The organism is Amaricoccus sp. (assembly GCF_047602525.1).
Lineage (GTDB): Bacteria > Pseudomonadota > Alphaproteobacteria > Rhodobacterales > Rhodobacteraceae > Amaricoccus.
Genome location: NZ_JASGHB010000001.1, coordinates 684304 through 706281, shown reverse-complemented (window position 1 = coordinate 706281; position 21978 = coordinate 684304). Strand labels below are relative to the sequence as shown.

General features: G+C 72.2%; 23 protein-coding genes and 3 pseudogenes. 10 read left to right on the top strand and 16 right to left on the bottom strand.

Annotation, left to right across the window (positions count from 1 at the left end):
- The first annotated feature begins 106 nt into the window (after positions 1-106).
- Complete coding sequence (locus QM699_RS03965; protein WP_415009909.1) at positions 107-757, top strand: alpha/beta hydrolase; 651 nt, start codon at positions 107-109, stop codon at positions 755-757.
- On the opposite strand, the gene QM699_RS03960 is transcribed toward QM699_RS03965, so the two are convergent.
- A complete protein-coding gene (locus QM699_RS03960) occupies positions 738-1493 on the bottom strand; it encodes a helix-turn-helix domain-containing protein (RefSeq protein WP_415009908.1) in 756 nt (251 codons plus the stop codon). The two genes, QM699_RS03965 and QM699_RS03960, sit on opposite strands and share 20 nt — an antisense overlap.
- Before the next feature lie 257 nt (positions 1494-1750).
- Between QM699_RS03960 and QM699_RS03955 the strand changes: the two genes are divergently transcribed.
- Complete coding sequence (locus QM699_RS03955; protein WP_415009907.1) at positions 1751-2662, top strand: SMP-30/gluconolactonase/LRE family protein; 912 nt, start codon at positions 1751-1753, stop codon at positions 2660-2662.
- Positions 2663-2771: 109 nt separating this feature from the next.
- Here the strand turns inward: QM699_RS03955 and QM699_RS03950 are convergent, their stop codons facing one another.
- From QM699_RS03950 to QM699_RS03935, 4 genes are all read right to left on the bottom strand, one after another.
- Positions 2772-3353, bottom strand: coding sequence for a DUF4202 domain-containing protein (locus QM699_RS03950; RefSeq protein ID WP_415009906.1), 582 nt, complete (start codon positions 3351-3353; stop codon positions 2772-2774).
- A 19-nt stretch (positions 3354-3372) separates the two neighbouring features.
- On the bottom strand, positions 3373-4332 hold the full coding sequence (locus QM699_RS03945) for a 2-hydroxyacid dehydrogenase (RefSeq protein ID WP_415009905.1): 960 nt from the start codon (positions 4330-4332) through the stop codon (positions 3373-3375).
- Between the two features lie 63 nt (positions 4333-4395).
- A complete protein-coding gene (locus QM699_RS03940; RefSeq protein ID WP_415009904.1) occupies positions 4396-5022 on the bottom strand; it encodes a LysE family translocator in 627 nt (208 codons plus the stop codon).
- A 140-nt stretch (positions 5023-5162) separates the two neighbouring features.
- Entirely contained in the window at positions 5163-5375 is a 213-nt protein-coding gene (locus tag QM699_RS03935) for a hypothetical protein (protein ID WP_415009903.1), read from the bottom strand.
- A 283-nt stretch (positions 5376-5658) separates the two neighbouring features.
- On the opposite strand from QM699_RS03935, the gene greA reads away from it, so the two are divergent.
- Together greA and QM699_RS03925 are read left to right on the top strand one after the other, a co-directional pair.
- On the top strand, positions 5659-6129 hold the full coding sequence (greA, locus tag QM699_RS03930) for a transcription elongation factor GreA (RefSeq protein WP_415009902.1): 471 nt from the start codon (positions 5659-5661) through the stop codon (positions 6127-6129).
- 4 nt (positions 6130-6133) lie between these two features.
- Positions 6134-7189, top strand: coding sequence for a hypothetical protein (locus QM699_RS03925; RefSeq protein ID WP_415009901.1), 1056 nt, complete (start codon positions 6134-6136; stop codon positions 7187-7189).
- Positions 7190-7249: 60 nt separating this feature from the next.
- On the opposite strand, the gene QM699_RS03920 is transcribed toward QM699_RS03925, so the two are convergent.
- The 7 genes and pseudogenes from QM699_RS03920 to QM699_RS03890 all read right to left on the bottom strand — a co-directional run bounded on the left by QM699_RS03920 (position 7250) and on the right by QM699_RS03890 (position 12927).
- Positions 7250-9223: an ASKHA domain-containing protein gene (locus QM699_RS03920; protein ID WP_415009900.1), complete on the bottom strand. Its 1974-nt coding sequence runs from the start codon at positions 9221-9223 to the stop codon at positions 7250-7252.
- A gap of 157 nt (positions 9224-9380) precedes the next feature.
- Complete coding sequence (locus QM699_RS03915) at positions 9381-9569, bottom strand: hypothetical protein (protein ID WP_415009899.1); 189 nt, start codon at positions 9567-9569, stop codon at positions 9381-9383.
- A 45-nt stretch (positions 9570-9614) separates the two neighbouring features.
- Positions 9615-9923 carry a DUF167 domain-containing protein gene (locus QM699_RS03910; protein ID WP_415009898.1) on the bottom strand — a complete coding sequence of 103 codons (309 nt, stop codon included), beginning with the start codon at positions 9921-9923 and terminating at the stop codon, positions 9615-9617.
- Positions 9920-10871: pseudogene (locus QM699_RS03905) on the bottom strand (methyltetrahydrofolate cobalamin methyltransferase). The gene QM699_RS03910 and the pseudogene QM699_RS03905 overlap by 4 nt, the downstream one beginning before the upstream one ends.
- A 10-nt stretch (positions 10872-10881) precedes the next feature.
- Positions 10882-11532, bottom strand: a complete 651-nt coding sequence (locus QM699_RS03900) for an HAD family hydrolase (protein ID WP_415009897.1) — start codon at positions 11530-11532, stop codon at positions 10882-10884.
- Positions 11533-11683: 151 nt separating this feature from the next.
- Positions 11684-12601, bottom strand: coding sequence for a methylenetetrahydrofolate reductase (locus tag QM699_RS03895; protein WP_415009896.1), 918 nt, complete (start codon positions 12599-12601; stop codon positions 11684-11686).
- Positions 12602-12618: 17 nt separating this feature from the next.
- Positions 12619-12927, bottom strand: a complete 309-nt coding sequence (locus tag QM699_RS03890) for a virulence factor (RefSeq protein ID WP_415009895.1) — start codon at positions 12925-12927, stop codon at positions 12619-12621.
- Positions 12928-13052: 125 nt separating this feature from the next.
- Between QM699_RS03890 and metF the strand changes: the two genes are divergently transcribed.
- From metF to QM699_RS03870, 4 genes are read left to right on the top strand one after another with little or no spacing between them, the layout of a single operon-like run.
- Positions 13053-13943: a methylenetetrahydrofolate reductase [NAD(P)H] gene (metF, locus tag QM699_RS03885; RefSeq protein WP_415009894.1), complete on the top strand. Its 891-nt coding sequence runs from the start codon at positions 13053-13055 to the stop codon at positions 13941-13943.
- A gap of 60 nt (positions 13944-14003) precedes the next feature.
- Positions 14004-14750, top strand: coding sequence for an N-formylglutamate amidohydrolase (locus QM699_RS03880; RefSeq protein ID WP_415009893.1), 747 nt, complete (start codon positions 14004-14006; stop codon positions 14748-14750).
- A complete protein-coding gene (locus QM699_RS03875; protein WP_415009892.1) occupies positions 14747-15022 on the top strand; it encodes a DUF1244 domain-containing protein in 276 nt (91 codons plus the stop codon). The genes QM699_RS03880 and QM699_RS03875 overlap by 4 nt, the downstream gene beginning before the upstream one ends.
- Entirely contained in the window at positions 15019-15435 is a 417-nt protein-coding gene (locus tag QM699_RS03870; RefSeq protein WP_415009891.1) for a secondary thiamine-phosphate synthase enzyme YjbQ, read from the top strand. The genes QM699_RS03875 and QM699_RS03870 overlap by 4 nt, the downstream gene beginning before the upstream one ends.
- Before the next feature lie 52 nt (positions 15436-15487).
- Here the strand turns inward: QM699_RS03870 and QM699_RS03865 are convergent, their stop codons facing one another.
- Entirely contained in the window at positions 15488-16306 is an 819-nt protein-coding gene (locus QM699_RS03865) for an invasion associated locus B family protein (protein WP_415009890.1), read from the bottom strand.
- Positions 16307-16737: 431 nt separating this feature from the next.
- Between QM699_RS03865 and QM699_RS03860 the strand changes: the two are divergent.
- Positions 16738-18262 (top strand): annotated as a pseudogene (locus QM699_RS03860) (helicase HerA-like domain-containing protein).
- A gap of 27 nt (positions 18263-18289) precedes the next feature.
- On the opposite strand, the gene QM699_RS03855 reads toward QM699_RS03860, so the two are convergent.
- From QM699_RS03855 to QM699_RS03845, 3 genes are all read right to left on the bottom strand, one after another.
- Complete coding sequence (locus QM699_RS03855) at positions 18290-18964, bottom strand: DUF1028 domain-containing protein (RefSeq protein WP_415009889.1); 675 nt, start codon at positions 18962-18964, stop codon at positions 18290-18292.
- Between the two features lie 227 nt (positions 18965-19191).
- Positions 19192-19608: a RidA family protein gene (locus QM699_RS03850; protein ID WP_415009888.1), complete on the bottom strand. Its 417-nt coding sequence runs from the start codon at positions 19606-19608 to the stop codon at positions 19192-19194.
- Positions 19609-19625: 17 nt separating this feature from the next.
- On the bottom strand, positions 19626-20918 hold the full coding sequence (locus QM699_RS03845) for a flavin-containing monooxygenase (RefSeq protein ID WP_415009887.1): 1293 nt from the start codon (positions 20916-20918) through the stop codon (positions 19626-19628).
- 209 nt (positions 20919-21127) lie between these two features.
- On the opposite strand from QM699_RS03845, the pseudogene QM699_RS03840 reads away from it, so the two are divergent.
- Positions 21128-21814, top strand: a pseudogene (locus QM699_RS03840) (substrate-binding domain-containing protein); the annotation flags it as partial.
- Between the last annotated feature and the right edge of the window lie 164 nt (positions 21815-21978).

Genomic DNA, 21978 nt, shown 5'->3' with positions numbered 1-21978 from the left:
TGCGGGACGCTCCGGGATTGCCGCCACTCGTAAGTTAGAATCTTTCTAGAATGGCCAACCGATTCCGTCAAGTTCGCGTGGCTTGTGTGTCAGGAGGTCGCTCCCCATGCCCGAGGTGATTTTCCCCGGCCCCGACGGGCGGCTGGAGGGGCGCTATCATCCCCAGAAGAACCGCGATGCGCCCATCGCGATCATCCTGCACCCCCATCCGCTGTATGGGGGGACGATGAACAACAAGGTCGTCTATAATCTGCACTACGCCTTCCACAAGATCGGCTTCACCTGCCTGCGGTTCAACTTCCGCGGCGTCGGGCGCAGCCAGGGGGAGTACGACCAGGGCATCGGCGAGCTCTCCGACGCCGCCTCGGCGCTCGACTACCTGCAGTCGCTGAACGCCAACGCCAAAAACTGCTGGGTGGCCGGCTTCTCGTTCGGGGCGTGGATCGGCATGCAGCTCCTGATGCGCCGGCCGGAGATCTCCGGCTTCATTTCGGTCGCCCCGCCGGCAAACCAGTACGACTTTTCCTTCCTCGCCCCCTGCCCGTCCTCCGGCCTCATCATCAACGGTGCGGCCGACCGGGTGGTGCCGCCCGCCGACGTCGCCGGCCTCGCCGACAAGCTGAAGCAGCAGAAGGGCATCACCATCACCCACAAGGTGATCGAGGGCGCCGGCCACTTCTTCGACCCTGGCATGGACGAGATGATCGGCACGGTCGACGGCTACGTCCGCCAGCGCCTCACCGAGACGACGCGCTGACGTCCGCGCCCGGGTTCGCGCCAAAGGCGGCGCGATACGCCCGGGCGAAATGCGCCCGGGAGGCATAGCCGACGGCCAGCGCCGCAGCCTGCGACCCGGCGCCGGCCGCGATATGCCGCCGCGCCGCCTGCATCCGTTCGTGCCGAAGCAGGCGGGAAAATGACGTGCCGTCCTGCACCAGCCGCCGGCGCAGCGTCGACTCCGATACGGCCAGCCGGACGGCCACCACAGCCGCCGTCCAGTCCCGCGCCGGATCGCTGCGCACCAGCGCCGCCACCCGCTCGGCCACGCTGCGCTCGAACAGCGGCCGCGCCTCGGGCACGTCGTGGAGCAGCGCCAGCAGCTCGGTCAGCCGCGACGCCCGCACCGTCCCGCGCGCCGGCCCTTCGGCGATCTCCGCCGCCGCCCGCAGCACCGCCTCGACCAGCCCGTCGTCGAGCGGCACGGCGCAGCCCGCCGCGCGCCCGGCGTCCGCCGGCCGATGCGCGAGATCCGGCAGATCTGCGCCGCGGATCTCCAGCACCAGCGACTGATAGCTGCCGCTGCGGTCGCCGGGGATGTTGAGAATGTCGAGCCCGACCCCGCGCGGCAGCACGAACAGCGTGCCGGGCAGCAGCACGTCGACCAGCGACCCGCGCCAGACCTCCTTGCGCCCCGACAGCACGATGCCGAGCACCGGGTGCGACAGCTCGACCGCGGCCAGCCGCTCCCGCACCAGCGCGCAGTAGGAGAACATCGACCGACCATGCGGAATCGTCCCCGACCCGGCCGGCGCGCGAAACCGCGAGAGTTCGGCGAGGAGCCGGGAGGAGGGATGATCCGGGGCGGGGCGTCGTGCAGCGGCTTGCATCATGCGCCGAACCGTAGCGCGCCCGCCGTTCCGGCCAAAGCCCGATCCTGACCGGAACGGGGTCAAATCCGGCCGGGACGGGTCCGCGCGCTGGCCCGCCGGATGCGAAGCCTCGTGTCCGATCCCGGCCACAGGAGCCTGCCATGCGCGCCACTTTCCTCGCCCCCACCGTTCTCGCGAGCCTCCTCCTCGCGACGGTTTCGCTGCCCGCCGCCGCCGGCAGCCCGGCGCCCCGCACGATCCCCGGATTCGAGGCGCCGGAAAGCGTGCTGATCGCCGGCGAGCGCCGCTTCGTCTCGAACATCGGCGTCGCGCTCGATCCCACCGCCCGGGACGGCGACGGCTTCATCAGCGAACTCGCGCCCGACGGCCATGTCGTCGCGGCCCGCGCCTTCCCGCGCGACGGCAGCACGCTCGACGCGCCAAAAGGCATGGCGATGGCCGGCGGCCGGCTCTACGTCGCCGACATCGACCGGGTGGTCGGCTTCGACGCGTCGACCGGCGGCCGGGTATTCGAGGCGCGCCTGCCCACCACCGGCCCGACGCTGGCGAACGATCTCGCCGCCGTCGACGACGGCCACCTTCTCGTCAGCGACACCCTCGGCGGCAGCGTCTGGAGCCTCGACCTCGCCACCGGCAGCTTCACCCGCCTGACCGGGGCCGTGCCCGGCGCGAACGGCATCCTCTACGATCCCCGCACCCGCAGCGCGCTCGTGGTCGGCCTTGGTGCCGACTTCGGGGGTGGCGACATCTTCCGGGTCGGGCTCGATGGCAGCACCGAGCGGGTGCAGGCGAGCCCGCACGGCATCTTCGACGGGATCGCGCGGCTGCCGGACGGCGCCGTCGTCGTCTCCGACTGGATCGCCCTCGCCCCGCCGACGCCCGGCCGCTTCCTGCGCCACGCGCCCGACGGCTCCGGGCCCGGCGCGCCCTTCGACCCCGGCGTTGCGATCACCGGCCCGGCGGACTTCAGCGTCGACGCCGACGGCGCGGTCTGGAGCCCCGCGACCCCGGAAAACGCCGTGGTCATCGCCACGCCCCCGGACCAGCGGTAGACCCATCGCCTGACGCACCCTCAGGACGGGTGCGTCAGGCCGGGAAGCGGCCGGGAAACGTATCCCTTCGAATTCAGAGCGTTTCCAGAGACGTCGGAACCTGAGTCCCCTACTCCCCGAGAGCCGCCGCCAGAGCCGGGGGCAGGTCGAATTCGGCGAGCGCCCGGGTCCGCGCCTCGGGGGACATCTTGCGCGCGGTCTTGGCCACGATGCGCAGGATCTCCTCCTCCGGGTGCTTCGCGGCGAAGTCGGCGAAATACCAGCGCAGGAAGACGAAGCAGATGACATCCTCCAGCGCCTGCGTCTCCGGGTTGCGCTTGATCCCCTCCTTGCGGAGCAGCGCCGCCACGCGGGCACGCTCGGCCTCGGGATAGCCCGCGTCGGCCATCAGGCCGTCGACCCGGGCGGCATGGCGGCGGGCCTGCTCCGACCGCCACGCGAGATAGCCGGCCCGGCCGTCCGGATAGGCCTCGCGCGGCAGCTTCCAGCGCTCGACATGCTGGCCGCGCGCCGCGATCCGCAGCTCCTCCGAAGCGTCGGGCATCAGACGGGCCAGCTCGGCCGACATGCGCTCGCCATAGACCAGCTCCACCGGCCGGCCGTCGGGCTCGTGGTTCGGGTCGGCGGCGTTGGCCGCGTCGATGGCGCCGAGGATGCTGGCGAGGCGCGGGCTCTGGGCGGCGTGGGGCATGGGCGGGCTCCTTGAGGTCTCAGCGGCCGACGCGGGAAGGCAGCGGCGCGCCGTCGAAGTGGGCAACGAGGTTGTCGACGGCCAGCATCCCCATGGCCGTCCGGGTCTCCAGCGTGGCCGAGCCGATGTGCGGCAGCAGCGTGACGTTCGGCAGGGCAAGGAGAGCGGGCGGCACCTTCGGCTCCTCGGCGAAGACGTCGAGGCCGGCGCCGGCGAGCCGCCCGGAGGCGAGCGCCTCGGCCAGCGCCGCCTCGTCGACGACATCGCCGCGGGCGGTATTGACGAGGTACGCCCCCCGCTTCATCCCGGCGATCCGCTCGGCGGTCAGCGGCCGGGGACCGCCCCCGGGCAGATGCAGCGAAACGACGTCCGCTGCCGCGAGCAGCGCCTCGATGCTGTCGCAGGGCTCGGCGGGAAAGTCGAAGGGGCCGGTGGCGGAGCGGTTGAAGTAGGCGATCCGCATGCCGAAGCCGAGCGCGGCGCGCCGGGCGGTGGCCTGGCCGATCCGGCCCATCCCGAGGATGCCGAGGGTCTTGCCCTGCAGCCCCATGCCGAGCCAGCCGGTCGGGGCGAAGCCGCGCCAGTCGCCGCGCCGAAGCGCCGCCTCGGTCTCCGACATCCGCCGCGTGGCGGCGAGGATCAGCGCCATCGCGAGGTCGGCGGTGGCGTCGGTCAGCACGTCGGGGGTGTTCGTCACCACCACCCCGGCGGCCTCGGCGGCGGCGAGGTCGATGTTGTTCACCCCGACGCCGAAGTTGGCGACGATCCGCACCCGGCGATCGGGGAGAGCGAGCAGGTCCGCGTCGATCCGGTCGGCCACGCAGGGCAGCAGGCCGTCGGCGGTGCGCATCGCCGCCTCGAGCCCGGCGCGGGTCGGCGGCGTGTCGCCGGGGTTGAGAGCGACCTCGAACCGCTCGGCAAGGCGCGCCTCGACCGCCTCGGGCAGCCGGCGGGTGACGTGGATGCGGGGGCGGGTCATCGCGGGGCCTTTCGCCGGGGGGTCGGGGACCGGACGCTATCGGCGGCCGGCGGCCGGGGCAAGTCAGCGCCGGCCGAGCAGCATGGTGGCGGCGAAGGCGAGAAAGACGCTGGCGAGCACCCAGTCGATCGCCCGGGCGACGCCGGGATTGGCGCGCAGCGCCGCGGCAAAGCGGTCGGCGGCGAGCACCATGGGCACGGTGACGAGGCTGGCCGCCACGATGAAGACGAGGCCGAGGGTCAGCAGGCTGCGGGCCGGCGCCGGGTCGTCGGGGCTGACGAACTGCGGCAGGAAGGTGAGGAAGAACAGCACGATCTTCGGATTCAGCAGGTTGATCGCGAGACCGGAGGCCCAGGTCGCGGCAAGGCTCGCCTCGGTCGGCCGGGCGATCGTCAGGGTCGAGCCGTGGCGGATCGCCTGGACCGCGAGCCAGGCGAGATAGAGCGCACCGGCGATCTTGAGGGCGAGATAGGCGGTCGGCGCGGCCGTGATGAGGGCCGAGAGGCCGAGGGCGACAAGCGTGGTGTGGACGAGGATGCCGGTGGTGGCGCCGGCGACCGCCGCGAGGCCGGCGGCGCGGCCCTGTGAGATGGCGCGGCCGAGGAAGAACGCCATGTCCGGGCCGGGGGTGATGGCGATCACCAGCACGGCGGCGACGAAGGCGAGGAGCGTGGCGAGATCGGGCAGCATGGGGGCCGTGTCCCATGCCGCGGGCGAGGGCACAAGGGGCGTGAAATCCGCCACCTCAGGGAACGTCACGCGCGAAATGTCACCTAAGCTACTGAAGGAGAATAAGTCTTTGCCGTCAGTTCCGGGGGGTCATTCCCCGGTCAGGCACCGACAACCCGCGCCAGGGGGGCGACGATCGGGTCGCCGGTGGCGTCGAGCGCCATCGCCCAGGTGGCTTCCGGCGCCATGCGGGCGCGGAGCCGGCGCAGCTGCCAGCGCGGGGTGCCGTCGATCGCCCGGCCCGGCGCCGCGGCCAGCCGCCAGCGCGTCTCGACGCCGACCGTACCCCCCGGATCGGGGGTGAGGAGCAGCACGAGCGGCGCCCGCCCCCCGCGCCGTCCCGATCGGATTGCAAGCACGCAGGTCGCGCTCCGTCGACCTGGCGCCGCCATCCCGCTGCCGTCGTCCGTTGCCGTCCACCGCCGCGGGCGAGGCGGTGGACGGAGGACGGATCGCCGGCTTGCGGTCGTCCGGGGCGGCCCCTATGGTGTCGCACCGCGGCCCCGGGGGCGGCCGCCCGAACAGGCCCGTGCGCCGGCACCGGCCTGTTCTCTTGCTATCTGGCGGCCGGGAAATCGGCCGCGACGGAGGGACGGAATGGAAAAGATTCCCCTGACGGCGCGGGGCTTCACCAAGCTCGACGCCGAGCTGAAGAAGCTGAAGTCGGTGGAGCGGCCGGCGATCATCGCCGCCATCGCCGAGGCGCGCGAGCACGGCGACCTGAGCGAGAATGCCGAATACCACTCCGCCCGCGAGAAGCAGAGCTTCATCGAGGGCCGGATCAAGGAGCTCGAGGGCATCGTCGGGCGCTCCGAGGTGATCGACCCGAGCCGGCTGTCCGGCGCGATCAAGTTCGGCGCCACGGTTGTGCTGGTCGACGAGGACACCGACGAAGAAAAGACCTTCCAGATCGTCGGCGAGCAGGAAGCCTCGATCGAGGACGGCCTGCTGAACCTCAAGTCGCCGCTCGCCCGCGCACTGATCGGCAAGGAGGAGGGCGAGAGCGTCGAGGTGCGCACGCCCGGCGGGGTGCGCTCCTACGAGATCCGCACCGTGAGCTTCGTCTGAGCGCATGGCGCGCGCGGGGATCTTCGGCCGGCTGACAGGGCTGCGCGGGCCGGGCCGCTGGGCGGTGGCCGCGAGCCTCGCCTGGGTGGTCATCGTGCTCGCCTACGGCATCGGCTTCCTGTCGGTGGCGGCCGCGACCGAGAGCCGCGGCACCGTGGTGCTCGATGCGCTGTTCTTCCTCGTCGCGCTCGCGCTGCCGCTCGGGCTGATCTGGCTGGCGGCGTGGCTCGCGGAGGAGCTGGCGCGGCAGCGCGAGGTGGTTGCCGCGCTGGCGGAGGTGGCCGCACCGCTCATCGCCGCGATGGACGAGACCCGCGCCGGTCTGGCGCAGCACGCCTCGCCCGAGGAGATCGCCCGGGTCGTGGGCGCGGCGGTCGGCGAGGCGGTCGCCGGCATGCGCCCGGTCGACGTGTCGCGGCCGCTCGCCGACCTTGCGGCGGCGCAGGCGCGGCTCGAGGCGAAGATGGAGGCGTGGGGAACGCAGCCGACGCCGGTGGCTGCACCCGAGGCTCGCTCGACGGCAGCAACGCCGGCCCCTGCCCCGGACATCCCTGCCGCTGCGGCCGCCGCTGACGAGCCGCCCGCGCCGGCGCTCGGCTGGGACCAGCTGATCCGGGCGCTCGATTTCCCCCGGGATGCCGGCGACCGCGAGGGCTTTCGCGCGCTCAAGGCGGCCCAGAAGCAACCGAAGCTCGGACAGACCCTGCAGGCGGCGGAAGACGTGCTGAACCTGCTGTCGCAGGAAGGGATCTTCGTCGACGAGCTGCCGCTCGCCGAGGTGGAGCCGAGCGCGTGGCGGCGGTTCATGGGCGGCCTGCGCGGCGCCAAGGCCGGGGCGATCGGCGGCATTACCGACCCGCAGGCGCTGGCGGTGGCCGGGCGGCTGCTGCACGAAGACGCGGTGTTCCGCGACACGGCGATGTTCTTCCTGCGCCGCTTCGAGCGGGTGCTGGCGGAATATGCCCGCGACGCGGACGACGACGCGCTGGTGGCGCTCGCCGGCACGCGCTCGGGGCGGGCGTTCATGATCCTCGCGCGGTCGAGCGGGACGTTTTCCTGAGCCCCGGCGCCTGCGGCTTCTCTCAGCGCCCTCGGAATATTTCAGCGCCTGCGGCGACTTTCAGCGCCTGCGGCGGCAGCCCTCGGTGCCGGCGTTGAACGTAACGTCGGGCAGCGGCGGCAGGTGGGGGAAGGCGGCGGTGGCGTGCGGGATGGCGTTCGCCGCGACGAAATGCTCCTGAAAGCGCGGCTCGATCGCCGTCTCGACCTTGTGGATCGAGCGGACCAGCGCCTCGACCTCGCGGCGGGCGGCGACGTTGAGCAGCGCGATGCGCGCGCCGGTGCCGGCGGCGTTGCCGGCGGAGCTGACGCGGGCGAGGTCGCAGTCGGGGATCATGCCGAGGATCATCGCGTGGCGCGGCGAGATGTGGGCGCCGAACGCGCCGGCGAGCACGATGCGGTCCACCGTGTCGGTGCCGAAGGTGTCCATCAGCAGGCGGGCGCCGGCGTAGAGCGCGGATTTGGCGAGCTGGATGGCGCGGACGTCGCCTTGCGTGACGAGGATGTCGCCGTGCAGGCGATAGGCATGGGTGCGGCCCTGCGCCACCATGCGGTCCGAGCCGGTCGCCTCGGCCGAGCCGATGAGGCCGGAGGTGTCGACGAGGCCGGCGAGCCGCATCTCGGCGATCGCCTCGATGATGCCGGAGCCGCAGATGCCGGTGACGGGCGTGTCGGCCGGGAACGCCGGATCGTCGGACCACGGCTCGGTGCCGATGACGCGGAAGCGCGGCGCCTTGCTCACCGGGTCGATCTCGACACGCTCGATGGCGCCGGGGGCGGCGCGTTGGCCGGAGGCGATCTGCGCCCCCTCGAAGGCGGGGCCGGTCGGCGAGGAGCAGGCAAGGACGCGGGTGCGGTTGCCGAGCAGGATCTCGGCATTGGTCCCGACGTCGACGACGAGGGTGAGGGCGTCGGAGAGCTGCGGGCTCTCGGACAGCGCCACGGCGGCGGCATCGGCGCCGACGTGCCCGGCGATGCAGGGCAGGACATAGAGCCGCGCGCCGGGATGGAGGCGGAGGCCGATCTCCCCGGCCCCGAGGTGCAGCGCGTCGGCGGTGGCGAGCGCGAAGGGCGCCTGGCCGAGTTCGACCGGATCAATGCCGAGGACGAGGTGGTGCATCACCGGGTTGCCGACGATCACCGCCTCGAGGATCTGGCCGCGGTCGACGCCGGCCTCGGCGGCGGCCTGTCCGGCGAGGGTATCGAGCGCCTCGCGCACGGCGGCGGTCATCGCGGCGGCGCCGTCGGGGTTCATCATCGCGTAGCTGACCCGCGACATCAGGTCTTCGCCGAAGCGGATCTGCGGGTTCATCAGGCCGACGGAGGCAAGCACCTCGCCGGTCGCGAGGTCGCAGAGGTGCCCGGCGATGGTGGTCGAGCCGACGTCGATCGCGAGGCCGCAGATCCGGGCGTCGTGGTAGCCGGGCCAGACGTGCAGGATCCGCGCCTCGGCGTCGTCGCGGTGGACGGCGACGGTGACGCGCCAGCCGCCCGCGCGCAACGCCGGCTGCAGCCGCTGCACGGTGTCGAGATCGGCGGTGGCGCTGGCGATGCCCCACTGCGCGGCGAGCGCGCGCTGCAGCCGCTGCAGATCGCCGGAGGGATCCTGCATGTCGGGCTCGGCGACCTCGACGTAGTATAGGCGGGTGGCGGGATCGAGGGTGATGGCGCGCGCCTCGGCGCGCTTGCGGATCACCTGGCGGTGGACCTGGGACCCGGGCGGCACGTCGATGACGGCGGGGCCGAGGATCTGCGTCTGGCAGCCGAGGCGGCGGCCGGGGGCGAGGCCGCGGACGCGGTCGTAGCGGTCCTCGACGGCATTCCGCGGCGAGAGGCCGGCCTCGGTGGTGGTCACGCCGTGCTTCGGGAAGGCGCCGAAGGCCGGGGCGACCTGGCACTTGGAGCAGATGCCGCGGCCGCCGCAGACGCTGTCGAGGTCGACGCCGAGCTGACGGGCGGCCGCGAGCACGGTTGTGCCCGGCGCAACGCGGCCGCGCTGGCCGGAGGGCGTGAAGATGACAAGCGGGTCGGTCATGGCGACCCGGGGAGGCGGGCGGGGAGGCGGGCGGCGCTCAGCTCTTGCGAGAGTTCTTCCGGTCCGGGTCGGTAAGGTGGAAAATCAGGATACCCACGCCCGCCACCGCCAGCGCAGCGAGGGGGACGAGGATATTGAAGAGCGTCATGTTCATGGCTTACCTCATGAAGCCAAGAGTATAGAGCGCAAGCCCGTGCAAAGCCAGTCCAGCCAGCGGCCAGACGAGAATCCAGCGGGGGTCGCCGCCGGTCTCGAACGCCGGGCGCAGCACGCCGACGGCAATGAGGCCGACGCCGAGGGCGCTGAGGAAATTGGCGAAGAGCTTGACGCGTCCGTTGCGGACCATGCGGCGCATTGGTGGTCGCATCGGTTGCGGAGCGGTCAAGCGCGGTCATCCCGCGAGCCCGGCGAGCCGGTCGGCCAGCCCTTCGCCGGCGATGCGCAGGCGTTTCACCCGGGCGCGGTCGCCCGCGACGAGCGTCACGGCGGAGCGGGGAACGGCGAGGGCCTTGGCGAGAAAGGCGATGAGCGCGTCGTTTGCGGCGCCTTCGACCGGCGGGGCGGCGACGCGCACCTTCAGCACCGGCTGGCCGTCCCAGTCGGCGACGCCCTCGACCCGGGCCGCGCCGCCGCGCGGGGTCAGGCGGACGGCCACCTCGACGCCGCCGCCGGTCTCGCGCCAGGGCACGGGTCCGCTCATCCCCGGCGCCGCCGGGTGTCGCGGCGACCGCGGGCGCCGGCCTCGACCTCGCCCTCGCCGACCGGCGGCTTGTTGGCCGCGATCCAGGCCGATCCCCACGGGTCGGCGTTGATGAGCAGGTTGGCGGCGCGGATCGCCTCCATCTCCTGCGGGCGCACCGGGTTCATGATCGCGGAGGTCATGCCCGAGGCGATCGCCATCGGCAGGAAGGCGGCGTTGATGCCATGGCGGTTCGGCAGGCCGAACGAGATGTTCGAGGCGCCACAGGTGGTGTTGACGCCGAGTTCTTCGCGGAGCCGGCGGACGAGGGCAAAGACCTGCAGGCCGGCGGTCGCCATGGCGCCGACCGGCATGACCAGCGGATCGACGACGATGTCGCAGGCCGGGATGCCGAAGTCGGCCGCGCGTTCGACGATCTTCCGCGCGACGGCGAAGCGCACGTCGGGGTCCTCGGAGATGCCGGTGTCGTCGTTCGAGATCGCGACGACCGGAACGTTGTACTTCTTCACCAGCGGCAGGACGCGCTCCAGACGCTCCTTCTCGCCGGTGACGGAGTTCAGGAGCGGGCGCCCGTGCGCCGCCTCGAGCCCGGCCTCGAGCGCGCCGGGGACGCTCGAGTCGATGCAGAGCGGCACGTCGACGAGCGCCTGGATCCGGGTGACGCAGCTCGGGCATCAGCGCCGGCTCGACGAAGTTGTTGTCGGCGTAGCGCGGATCCTCGGCCATCTTGTTGGTGAAGACCGCGCCCGAGTTCACGTCGAGCATCGTGGCGCCGCAGGCGACCTGCTCGAGGGCGTCCTTCTCGACGGTGGAGAAATCGCCGACCTCGAACTCGGCGGCGAGCTTCTTGCGCCCCGTGGGGTTGATCCGCTCGCCGATCACGCAGAACGGCTGGTCGAAGCCGATGACGACGGTCCGGGTCCGGGATTCGACGACGGTACGGCTCATGTCGGGCGGCTCATGCGGTGAGCGTCTCCAGATAGGCCCAGAGGGCCGCGGCGGTGAAGTCGGGGATCGACTCGTCGGCACCGGCCTCGATCAGCTCGGCGCGGGTAAGGCCGGTCGTGATGCCGAAGACGTGCGCCCCGGAGGCACGGGCGGCGCGCAGTCCCGAGCGGGAGTCCTCGAACGCGACCGAGCGCGAGGGCGTGACGCCGAGGCGGCGCATCGCCTCCTGGTAGGGGTCGGGATAGGGCTTCGCGCGGGTGCATTCGTCGCCGAGGATGACGGTCGGCAAGCGGTGCGCGAGGCTGGTCGCGGCCAGCATCGCGGCGGCGTTGTCGCGCGGCGCGTTGGTGACGACGGCGACGCCCGCATCCTGCGCCTCCGCCCAGTCGAGCAGCGCGTGGATGCCCGGGATCGGGTCGACGCTGGCCGCGAGGCTGTCGCGGAACATCGCCTCCTTGCGGTCGAGCACCGCCATGTCCTCGCCGGGGAAATAGCGGGCGAGGATGGCGTCGTTCGGATGGCCCATGATGTGGGTGCGGTATTCCTCGACGCTGAGGCTGCGGCCGCGCTCGCCGAGGATCGTCGAGAAGGCGCCGTGGTGCAGGTGGTCGGTATCGACCAGCGTGCCGTCCAGGTCGAAGAGCAGGGCGGCGCGGGTCATGCGGCCACCACGCGGCAGCCCAGGGGCGAGATCGGCGTCATGCGTCCTCCACGGTTCGGTCGGCGGCCGGCCATGGTCCGGTCGGCTGCTGTCCGACAGGTCATAGTCCAGCGCCGGCCGGGGGGAAAGCCGGCGGACTGCCCGGCAAGGGTCAGGCGCGGGCGCGCTGCGGCCGGGCGAGGGTCGCGCCGGCATAGCCGGTCGTCGCCGCGATGCCGCCGAGCGGGAAGAAGTGGACGCGGGCAACGGGGAAGTCGGGGTGCGCGGCCTTGTGGGCGGCGAGCTCGGCGAGGAAGTGCGTCGGCTCGAACGGCAGCATGAGCGTCGTCAGGTCCGCGGCGCGGCGCTGCAGCACGCGAAGGCTCGGGCCGACGCCGCAGGAGAGCGCGAAGCGCAGCAGGGTCTGGAGCTTTGCCGGGCCGGCGACGCCGAGATGCACGGGAAGCGTCACGCCGGCGGCGCGGATCCGGTCGGCCCAGGCGACGACCGGGGCCATCTCGAAGCAGAATTGCGTGGTGATCGCCATCGCCGCGTCGGTCTCGGCCTGGAAGTCTGCCTTGGCCTTCAGCGCGGCGAGGGCGCGGCCGTCGCCGCCGGCCGGGTCGATGTCGGCATTGCCTTCCGGGTGACCCGCGACGTGCAGGTGGGTGAAGCCGTGGCGGTCGAAGACGCCGCTCCTGAGGAGCTGCAGTGCCTCGGTGAAGGGCCCGCGCGGCGTGGCGATGCCGCCGGCGATGACGAGCGCCTGCCGGATCCCGGCATCGGCATAGGCGGCGGTGCGGGCCTCGAGCTCGGCGGCGCTGGCGATGCCGCGGGCGGGCATGTGCGGCATCACCGCGAAGCCCTCGTCGGTCAGACGGCGCGCGGCGGCGAGCATCTCGTCGAACGGGGTGCCGTCGATGTGGGCGAGGTAGACGCGGGTGCCGGCGGGCAGGAGCGCCCGGAAGTCGGCGATCTTCGCGGCGGTGCGCGGCATCACCTCGATGGAGAAGTCCTCGAGAAAGCCGGAGACGTCGCTTCTGGCGGCGGGCGCGGGTTTCCGGCGGACGAAATCGAGAATGCTCGCCATCGAGAGCTCCGAAGGTGTCAGGGGCGCGGGGTGGCCCAGCCGTCGTTTGCGATCAGGGCCTTGATCGCCTCCTGACTAAACTCCGCCTCGATCCGGGCCGCTTCGCCGGAAGCGACATCTGCCGCGTCACCTTCGACAAGGTAGGGCTCGCCCTTGCGCCACTCGGCGAGATAGGCGTCCGACTCGCGGGCGCCGACGCGCATGGCGCAGCGGTCTATGGCGGTCTCGAAGCGTTCGGCGAGCGGCATCCGGGCGGCGCGGCGGCCGGAGCCGACAATGACCTGCGCCGGAATGTCGCGCCAGTAGACGATCACCACCTCGGGCATCGGCGCCCCTCCTCCGCTCAGCGCCCGGCCGCCGCCGGGGCGGCCCCGAGTTAGGCGTTGCCGGATTCGATTTCCAGCGGTATTCTGGCCGGCGCAAACTTCATTGTCGGTATGGACCGGTGCAGATGGCGATCACGCGCAAGGCTCTCCCGAGCCTGTCATTCGAATTCTTTCCCCCCACGACTCCCGAGGGCGGTCTGCGGCTCTGGCGCTCGGTCGAGCGGCTGGCGCCGCTCGGGCCGCAGTACGTGTCGGTCACCTACGGCGCCGGCGGCACCACGCGGGACCGCACCAACGTTGCGATCCAGACGATCATCGACCGGGCGCGGCTGAACGTCGCGGGGCATCTCACCTGTGTCGGCGCGACGCGGGAGGAGACGCTCGAGGTGGCGCGCGGCTATGCCCGGATGGGCGTGCGCCGCATCGTCGCGCTGCGCGGCGACCCGCCCAAGGGCGAAACGGTGTTCACCCCGCACCCGGAGGGCTTTGCCTCGGCGGCCGAGTTGGTCGCGGGCCTGCGCTCGGTGGGCGACTTCGAGATCGCCGTCGGGGCGTATCCCGAGGCGCATCCCGAGGCCGCGAGCGCCGCATCCGACATCGACAACCTCAAGCGCAAGATCGACGCGGGCGCCTCGACGGCGATCACCCAGTTCTTCTTCGACAACGAGGTCTTCCTGCGGTTCCGCGACGCCTGCGCGAAGGCCGGGATCACCGCGCCGATCGTGCCGGGGATCCTGCCGGTGGAGAACTTCGGCAAGATGCTGAACTTCGCCGCGCGGTGCCACGCCTCGGTGCCGGAGTGGATGCACCGGGCGTTCGGCAATGCCGCCACGCCGGAGGCGGCCTATCTGCTTTCGGTCGCCATCGCCTCGGAGCAGTGCACCGGGCTGGCGGCGGAGGGGGTGGAGCACGTGCACCTCTACACGCTCAACAATCCCGACCTCGCCTTCGACGTCTGCCGGGCGATCGGCTACGTCGCGGCGCCGCTGGCCCTGGCCAAGGGCGGCGCGGCCTGAGGGTGGTGGCACCCCGGCGCGGGCTGGCCTAAGCTCGGGCCCGCGCAAGACGGGGAAGGCATGGACGAGGCGGTCTACGAGCATGTCGCCGGCGGGGCGGGAAACCGCGTGCTGCTGCTGTGCGACCATGCGTCCAACGCGGTGCCCGGGCTGGTGGCGGGCGGCCTCGGGTTGCCGGCGGCCGAGATGGGCCGGCATATCGCCTACGACATCGGTGCGCGCGGGGTGACGCTCGGGCTGGCGCGGCGGCTCAGGGCCGAGGCGCTGCTGACGCGGTTCTCGCGGCTGGTGATCGACCCGAACCGGGGCGAGGACGACCCGACGCTGGTGATGCGGCTCTACGACGGCACGGTGGTGCCGGGGAACCGCGCTGCCGGGCCGGAGGAGGTGGAGCGGCGGCTCGCCGCGCTGCACCGGCCGTACCATCAGGCGGTGGAGGCGGCGCTCGACCGGATCATCGCCGCGGGCCGGATGCCGGCGATCGTGTCGATGCACTCCTTCACGCCACAGCTGAAGGGACGACCGCCGCGGCCGTGGCAGGTGGCCGTGCTCTGGCACCGCGACGCCCGGCTGGCCCGGCCGCTGATGGCCCGGCTCCGGGCCGAGGGGCTGTGCGTCGGCGACAACGAGCCGTATTCCGGCGAACTCGAAGGCGACACGCTCAGCCGGCATGGCACCGCGCGCGGCCTGCCGCATGTGCTGATCGAGGTGCGGCAGGACCTGATCGCGACGCCGGAGGGAGAAGACACCTGGGCGACCCGGCTGGCGCCGGTGCTGCGGGACGTGATGGCGGAGGCGGGGATATGACGGACGAGACGGAACTGGAGGCGGCGGCATTCCGGGCGCTGCGCGACCACCTGCGGGCCCACCCGGAGGTGCAGAACATCGACCTGATGGAATTGGCGGGCTTCTGCCGCAACTGCCTGTCGCGCTGGTATCAGGAGGCGGCGGCCGAGCGCGGCATCGAGATCGACAAGGCCCGCGCGCGGGAAATCGTCTACGGCATGCCCTACGAGGCGTGGGTGGCGCAGCACCAGACCGGACCGAAGAAGCGCCACGTCCCGCCGGAGGCGTCGTGAGGCAGACGGTCCTGACCGTCGCGACCACCGGCCCCGGCCTCGTCGAGATCACCGGCGCCGTGGCGGAATGGGTCGCCGACGGTGGCGGGGACGGGCTGCTGACGCTGTTCGTGCGGCACACCTCGTGCTCGCTCCTGATCCAGGAGAATGCCGATCCGTCGGCGCGGCAGGATCTGGAGACGTTCCTCGGGCGGCTGGTGCCGCCGGCGGACGATCCGGCGAACCGCTGGATGACGCATCGGAGCGAAGGGCCGGACGACATGCCCGCCCACGTCAAGGCGGCGCTGCTGCCGGTGGCGCTGACCATCCCGGTCGCGGCGGGCCGGATGCTGCTCGGCACCTGGCAGGGGATCTGGCTGTGGGAGCACCGCCACCGGCCGCACCGGCGCAGTGTGGTCGCGCATCTGGGATGACGGCGCCGCCGGGGGGAATGACCGCGGGCGGGACCCGCGGCCATTCGTCGCGTCAGTTGCGCGGCAGCAGGTTCGGCAGCGGCTTCGCCGGAGCCGCGGGCGCAGGCGCCGCGCGGTTGGCCGGCGCGGCGCCCGGGGGCGACGGCGGGGCCTCGAGCGAATCGAAGGCGGCGGTGAAGCCCTTCAGCGACACGGCCAGCGACACCGGCGCGTCGGGACGGTTGACCGAAACGAGGGTGAGGGTGGCGGCGTTGCCGCGCTTCAGCGCATCGACCGACTGCTGCGACAGGCCGAACCGGGAGAAGCAGCCCACCTGGCTGCACCACGCGAACGGGTACGAGCGCTTCTCGCCATTGTCGATCTGCAGCACCACGCCGGTGGTGAGCAGCGTGCCGAGCGGGCTCACCACCGTCACGCCGGCGGCGGCCTCGGACGAGGCGGGCAGCTTGAGCAGGCTCACCTCGGCGACCGGGTTCTTTCCCTGGTCGAGCGCGAGCTGGTAGAGGAAGCAGTCGTTGCCCTGCGGCGCGCAGCGGACCTGCCAGTCGTCGAAGGTGGCCTTGACGATCTCCATCGGCTCCTGCTGGGCCGGATTGCCGGCACCGGGGGCGGCGGCGCCATCCGGCGTGGCCGGTGCCGGCGTGGCGGGCGTGGCCGCGGGGCTGCCGGCGTCCGCCGCCGGGGCGGTCACGGCGCCGGGCGCCGTGGTGCCCTCCGGCGCGGCCGGGGCCGGCGTCGCGGGGGCGTCGGCCGCGGCCGGGGCCTCCTGCGCCCGGACGGCGGGGATTGCAATCGGGGAGGTCGCGAGCGCGAGAGCGCTCAGCGCCATCCCGAGGCTGGCGACGATCGGGCGGGGGCGGAGGATCTGCATCGGCTGCTCGCATCCTTCTTGCTTGGGTGAGGCGGGAGTTGCATTCCCCGCGACGGCTGTCAACGGGCGGCGCGGCCGGAAGCGGCCTGTCGCCTCAGGGGCGGCTCTACGGGTGAAAGGGGCGCTCAAGGCACCCCCCTCCCCCGCTTGACGCGGCTTCCCTGTCGGACTGGCCGAACGAACTGCGCAGACGCTACGCCGGGGCCGCGATGCGCGTCAAGTGCGGCTGGCAAGTGGCCTGCGTAAACCTCAAAATGCAGATCGCAAAAAACCGCGGAGCCAGGGCTCCGCGGCAAGTTGCAACAGCGAGGAAGACGCGAAGGCGCTCCGAACGCACGCGAGAGCAGAAAGAGGCGTCCGGGGCGTGTCGTTGCACTCTCGGGGACAATGCTTAATATCCCGTCGACCTCGGGCTCAGGCAGGGACGTGACATGGCCGACGACGGGATTCTCGTGGGGGGAGGCGGCAAGGACTATGCCGAGCCGAAGGATTTGCTGCTGCGCTACGCCAACCGGCACGGACTGGTGACGGGCGCGACAGGCACCGGCAAGACGGTGACGCTGCAGGTGCTGGCCGAGGGGCTGTCGGCGGCGGGCGTGCCCGTGGTCATCCAGGACGTGAAGGGCGACATCTCCGGCCTGTCGCGGCCGGGCGATCCTGCCGGCAAGGCCGACGAGGGCCTGCGCAAGCGGGCGGCGGAGATCGGCATGACCGACTTCGCCTATCGGCAGTACCCGGTGGTGTTCTGGGACCTGTTCGGCAAGGACGGGCATCCGGTGCGCGCGACGGTGAGCGAGATGGGGCCGTTGCTCCTCGCGCGGATGATGGAGCTTCTCCGAGGCGCAGGAGGGGGTGCTCAACATCGTCTTCCGGGTGGCGGACGACCAGAAGCTGTTGCTGCTCGACCTGAAGGATCTGCAATCGCTGCTGGTGTGGCTGGCGGAGAACGCGGCGAGCGTCGGCAAGACCTACGGGAATATCGCGCCCGCCTCGGTCGGGGCGATCCAGCGGGCGCTGCTGGTGCTGGAGAACCAGGGGGCGGGCAGCTTTCTCGGCGAGCCGGCGCTGGAGCTGAAGGACCTGATCGCGTCGGACGGCGGCATGGGGCGGATCAACGTGCTCATGTCGGACAAGCTGATGCAGTCGCCGCGGCTCTACGCGATGTTCCTGCTCTGGCTGATGTCGGAGCTGTTCGAGCATCTGCCCGAGGTGGGCGACCCGGACAAGCCGGTGCTGGTGTTCTTCTTCGACGAGGCCCACCTGCTGTTCAACGACTCGCCGAAGGCGCTGGTCGACAAGGTGGTGCAGGTGGTGCGGCTGATCCGCTCCAAGGGAGTGGGCGTCTACTTCTGCACGCAGAACCCGGACGACGTGCCCGGCGACGTGCTGGCGCAGCTCGGCAACCGGATCCAGCATGCGCTCCGGGCGTTCACGCCGCGGGATGCCAAGGCGCTGAAGCAGGCGGCGGAGACGTTCCGGCCGAACCCGGAGTTCGACACGGAAACGGCGATCCGCGAGGTCGGGACCGGCGAGGCGGTGGTGTCGCTGCTCGAGGCCAAGGGCGTGCCGGCGATGGTGAGCCGCACGCTGATCCGGCCGCCCGAGTCACGCCTCGGGCCGGTGAGCGCGGTCGAGCGGCAGCAGACGGTCGCGGGCTCGCCGGTCGCCGGCAAGTACGAGACGGCGGTGAACCGGGAGTTGGCGCAGGAGATCCTCGCCGGCCGGGCCGCGAAGGCCGCCGAGCAGGCGGCGATGGCCGAGGAGATGATGAAGCAGGCGAGCGCGCAGGAGGCGGAGATGAAGCAGGCCCGCCGCTACGAACCCGCCCGGCGCAGCACCCGGCCCGAGCCGTCGCTGACCAGCGAGATCGCCAAGGTGGCGGTCAAGCAGCTCTCGTCGAGGCAGGGGCAGGCGCTGGTGCGCGGCATCCTCGGCAGCCTGTTCAAGGGGCGGTGACGCCCCCTCCCCCGACGCGTCGCGGCGCTATTCGTCGCCCGGTACGCCGTAGCTCGGCGCCTCGCGCGGATCGAGCGCGCGGGTGACGTAGGCGTCGAGCTGCGGGGCATAGCGCGCCCAGAGCGCGGCAAGGTCCTCGATCGGGTCGGCCTCGGTCCAGTCGACGCGGAGGTCGGCGACGGGCCAGGCCACCTCGCGGACGAGCTTCATCCCGATGGAGTGGATCGGCCCGGCCTCGCCGCCGGCGTCGCGGCCGGCGCGCATGGCAGCGATCAGCCGGTCGCCGAGCGGGCCGGTCGCGCCCTCGAAGCCGGCGACGATGGCGGCGGGCACGCGCGCGTCGGCGAGCAGGTTGCCACCCGAGGCGACGTCGACGCCGCGGGCCTCCGCGAAGGTGCCGAGCGCGTGCGGACCCGAGTGGATGGCGCTGCCGCCGGCGGCGTCGACGGCGAGGATCTGGCGGTAGTCGGCGTGCGCGGCGGTGCGGCGCAGGATGGCGACGGCCTCGGCGGCGCTGGCGCCCCCCGCCATCAGGTCGAGCGCGCGCGGGCCGAGGGTCGGGTCGGTGACGTTCTGGCTGGCCACGGCGCCGACCCCGGCCCGGGCATAGGCGCAACGGGCAGCGACCGCGGGCGAGGACGAGGCGACGGCGACGCCGAACATGCCGGTCTCGCGGCAGCGGGCGACGAGAGAGAAGGTCATCAGGCGGGCCCTCCGGGTTGCGAAAGCTTGGTTCTCATGCGTGAATCAGTCGACAATCCATTGAATTTTCGCAATATTCAGCATTCGCGACTGACCAGAGGCCCGGGACCACTGCGCAGGCGGGTGCGGCGCTGGCCAGCGTTCAGCAGTGTCCCGCCGGGCAGGGTCTGGCCTTTCGCGGTAACGGAGGACTGTCGCACCTTTCGCCTAAGGCGCCTCGAGAAAAGTCATGCGTCCGGGATCACCGCCGTCGCGTCGATCTCGACCAGCCAGTCGGGCCGGGCCAGCGCCGTGACGACGACGCCGGTCGAGACCGGGTGCACGCCGCGGATGTATTCGCCCATCGTCCGGTACACCGCTTCGCGGTGGCGGACGTCGGTCAGGTAGACCACGACCTTGCACAGGTGCTCCATCCGGCCGCCGGACTCCTCGATGAGCTGGCGGATGTTCTGCATGACCTTGTGGGTCTGCTCGACCGGATCGTGGCTGTCGATGTTCTTCGCCGTGTCGAGGTCCTGCGGGCACTGGCCGCGCAGGAAGATCGTGGTGCCGCGCGCGACGACGGCCTGGCAGAGGTCGTTGTCGAGGTTCTGCTCGGGATAGGTGTCGCGGGTGTTGAACTTGCGGATGCGGCTGTGGGCCATCGGGTCGGTTCCTCGGGTCAGGCGGTTGCGGCCGCGGGGGCGGGCCTGGCCGCGGTGTCGGCGGGGGCGCGGTAGGCACGATAGCCGCGCTGGATCGCGATGTGGTCGGCAATGAATTTCGCGTCGTGCCAGACGCCCCAGATGAACGACGATCCACGGCGCGACAGCCACGGCAGGCCGAGGAAGTAGACGCCGGGCTCGGACGAGACGCCGCGCTGGTGGCGCGGCTTGCCGGCGGCGTCGAAGGCGTCGACCTTCAGCCAGCCGAAATCGAGGCCGTAGCCGGTGGCCCAGACGATCGAGGTGATCCCTTCGGCCGCGAGGTCGAGCGACAGGATCGGATCGGTCACGCAGGCGGGATCGGGCAGCAGCGTACGCGCCTCCGGATCCTCGGGCAGGTCGGCGCCGTTGCGCGCAACCCAGGCGTCGGCCTCGTCGAGGACGGAGAGATAGTTGGCGTCGCCCGTCGCGAGGTTTTCCGCGAGGCCGGGCTCGATCGCCAGCACGCCGTCGGAGAAGCCGGCGGCGCGGCCGACCAGCGTCAGGCCCCGTTCAGCGAGGCGGCGATAGTCGACGGTCCGGCCGCCATGGGCGCCGGAGACGGCGAAGGTGACGTGCTTCGAGGTCGAGGGCGCCTCGAGGTCCCACTTGTTGAGCACGCCGAGCCACCAGACGTTGTCGCGCCCGCGATAGCGGCGCGGCGGGCGGTCGTGCGGGCCGATGGCGATGAAGACCCGGCGGCCGGCATCGAGCAGCTCCTCGGCGATCTGCGCGCCGGAGGCCCCTGCCCCGACGACCAGCACGGCCCCCTCCGGCAGCTGGCCGGGGTTGCGGTAGTCGGCGGAGTGCATCTGGACGATGCCGGCGCCGTCAGGGACGATCCCGGGATAGACCGGACGCTGGAACGGGCCGGTGGCGGCGACGACGCTGCCCGCCTCGATGACGCCCGTCGAGGTCTCGACGCGGAAGCCGGGGCGGCCGTCGAGGCGGCGGACCTCGCGCACCTCGACGCCGCAGCGGATCGGCGCGGAGATCTGGTCGGCGTAGGCGGCGAAGTAATCCGCGACCGCCTCCTTGCCGACGAACGCCTCCGGGTCGCCGTCGAACGCGCGGCCGGGAAAGCGGTCGTGCCACGCCGGGCCGTTGGCGACGAGCGAGTCCCAGCGGCCGGAGCGCCACTTCTCGGCGATGCGGGCGCGTTCGAGCACGAGGTGGGGAACGGAGTGGCTCGAAAGATGCTCGCTCATGGCGATGCCGGCCTGCCCGGCGCCCACGACGAGCACGTCCACCTGTTCGATCGCCCGATCCATCTCCGAGGGGTTCCTTCCCGCTTGCAGGGGCGGCGAGAGCCGCCGTCGTTCGCACCATGCGGTGAAACCGACTTCGGATAAACCATCAAATACCATGTCCTCGGTTCGGAAAATCCTAATCAAACAGCGCAAGCTCGGTGGCGGTCAGAAAAAGATTGACGTCCATCATTTTGCTGCCTACCGCTTGTCACGGGAGGAAGCTGACGACAATGCGCAAGCCGACGCTGCACGATGTGGCGCGGTCCGCGGGGCTCAGCTATGCGACGGTCGACCGCGTCGTGAACGGGCGCGGCGGCGTGGCGCAGAAGTCGGTCGCGCGTGTCCGGGAGGCCGTCGAGACGCTGGGCTACCAGCGGGACGAGCTGGCGGCGAGCCTGTCGCGCCGCCGCGTCTACCGCTTCCGCTTTCACCTGCCGGCCGGCGATCACGGCTTCTATCGGGCGCTGCGGGCAGCGGTCGCCGCCGAGGCCGCGGCGCGGCGGGTCGAGCGGATCGAGATCGTCGTGGCCGAGAGCCCGGCGCTCGACGCCGAGACGCTGGCGGCGGGGCTCGAGGCGGTGGAGCACGGCGACTGCGACGGGGTGGCGGTCGTGGCCGTGGACACGCCCCGGGTGGCGCGGGCGATCACGCGGCTCGGCGCCCTCGACATTCCGGTGGTGACGCTCGTCTCCGACTGTGCGGCGGCGCACGCGGCGCACGTGGGGATCGACAACCTCGTGGCCGGGCGCACCGCCGGGCGGCTGCTCGAGATCGCCCACCGCGGCCGGGGCGGCCGCGTGCTGCCGGTGATCGGCGCGCTGACCCAGGCCGACCACCGCGACCGGCTCGACGGCGCCACGGCCGTGCTGGCCGAGGGCGGGATCGAGGTGCTCGATGCGCTGAAGGTCGAGGACCGCGCCGACCTGATGGCGGAGAAGGTCGGTGCCGCGCTCGGCGCGCGCCCGGGCCCGAGCGGGATTCTATTCGATCGGCGCCGGCAATCGTGGCCTGATCCCGCTGTTGCAGCAGCTCGGTGCGGCGCGGCCGTTCCTGGTGCTGCACGAGCTGACGCCGTTCACCC

Coding starts and splice junctions, on each gene's coding strand:
- QM699_RS03945 (WP_415009905.1), bottom strand. CDS start 4,332: ATGACCCGCCCCCGCATCCACGTCACCCGCCGGCTGCCCGAGGCGGTC.
- QM699_RS03950 (WP_415009906.1), bottom strand. CDS start 3,353: ATGCCCCACGCCGCCCAGAGCCCGCGCCTCGCCAGCATCCTCGGCGCC.
- QM699_RS03965 (WP_415009909.1), top strand. CDS start 107: ATGCCCGAGGTGATTTTCCCCGGCCCCGACGGGCGGCTGGAGGGGCGC.
- QM699_RS03880 (WP_415009893.1), top strand. CDS start 14,004: ATGGACGAGGCGGTCTACGAGCATGTCGCCGGCGGGGCGGGAAACCGC.
- QM699_RS03895 (WP_415009896.1), bottom strand. CDS start 12,601: ATGGCGAGCATTCTCGATTTCGTCCGCCGGAAACCCGCGCCCGCCGCC.
- QM699_RS03960 (WP_415009908.1), bottom strand. CDS start 1,493: ATGTTCTCCTACTGCGCGCTGGTGCGGGAGCGGCTGGCCGCGGTCGAG.
- QM699_RS03915 (WP_415009899.1), bottom strand. CDS start 9,569: ATGGTCCGCAACGGACGCGTCAAGCTCTTCGCCAATTTCCTCAGCGCC.
- QM699_RS03900 (WP_415009897.1), bottom strand. CDS start 11,532: ATGACCCGCGCCGCCCTGCTCTTCGACCTGGACGGCACGCTGGTCGAT.
- QM699_RS03855 (WP_415009889.1), bottom strand. CDS start 18,964: ATGACCTTCTCTCTCGTCGCCCGCTGCCGCGAGACCGGCATGTTCGGC.
- QM699_RS03890 (WP_415009895.1), bottom strand. CDS start 12,927: ATGCCCGAGGTGGTGATCGTCTACTGGCGCGACATTCCGGCGCAGGTC.
- QM699_RS03920 (WP_415009900.1), bottom strand. CDS start 9,223: ATGACCGACCCGCTTGTCATCTTCACGCCCTCCGGCCAGCGCGGCCGC.
- QM699_RS03955 (WP_415009907.1), top strand. CDS start 1,751: ATGCGCGCCACTTTCCTCGCCCCCACCGTTCTCGCGAGCCTCCTCCTC.
- QM699_RS03850 (WP_415009888.1), bottom strand. CDS start 19,608: ATGGCCCACAGCCGCATCCGCAAGTTCAACACCCGCGACACCTATCCC.
- metF (WP_415009894.1), top strand. CDS start 13,053: ATGGCGATCACGCGCAAGGCTCTCCCGAGCCTGTCATTCGAATTCTTT.
- QM699_RS03865 (WP_415009890.1), bottom strand. CDS start 16,306: ATGCAGATCCTCCGCCCCCGCCCGATCGTCGCCAGCCTCGGGATGGCG.
- QM699_RS03845 (WP_415009887.1), bottom strand. CDS start 20,918: ATGGATCGGGCGATCGAACAGGTGGACGTGCTCGTCGTGGGCGCCGGG.
- QM699_RS03910 (WP_415009898.1), bottom strand. CDS start 9,923: ATGAGCGGACCCGTGCCCTGGCGCGAGACCGGCGGCGGCGTCGAGGTG.
- QM699_RS03940 (WP_415009904.1), bottom strand. CDS start 5,022: ATGCTGCCCGATCTCGCCACGCTCCTCGCCTTCGTCGCCGCCGTGCTG.
- QM699_RS03875 (WP_415009892.1), top strand. CDS start 14,747: ATGACGGACGAGACGGAACTGGAGGCGGCGGCATTCCGGGCGCTGCGC.
- greA (WP_415009902.1), top strand. CDS start 5,659: ATGGAAAAGATTCCCCTGACGGCGCGGGGCTTCACCAAGCTCGACGCC.
- QM699_RS03925 (WP_415009901.1), top strand. CDS start 6,134: ATGGCGCGCGCGGGGATCTTCGGCCGGCTGACAGGGCTGCGCGGGCCG.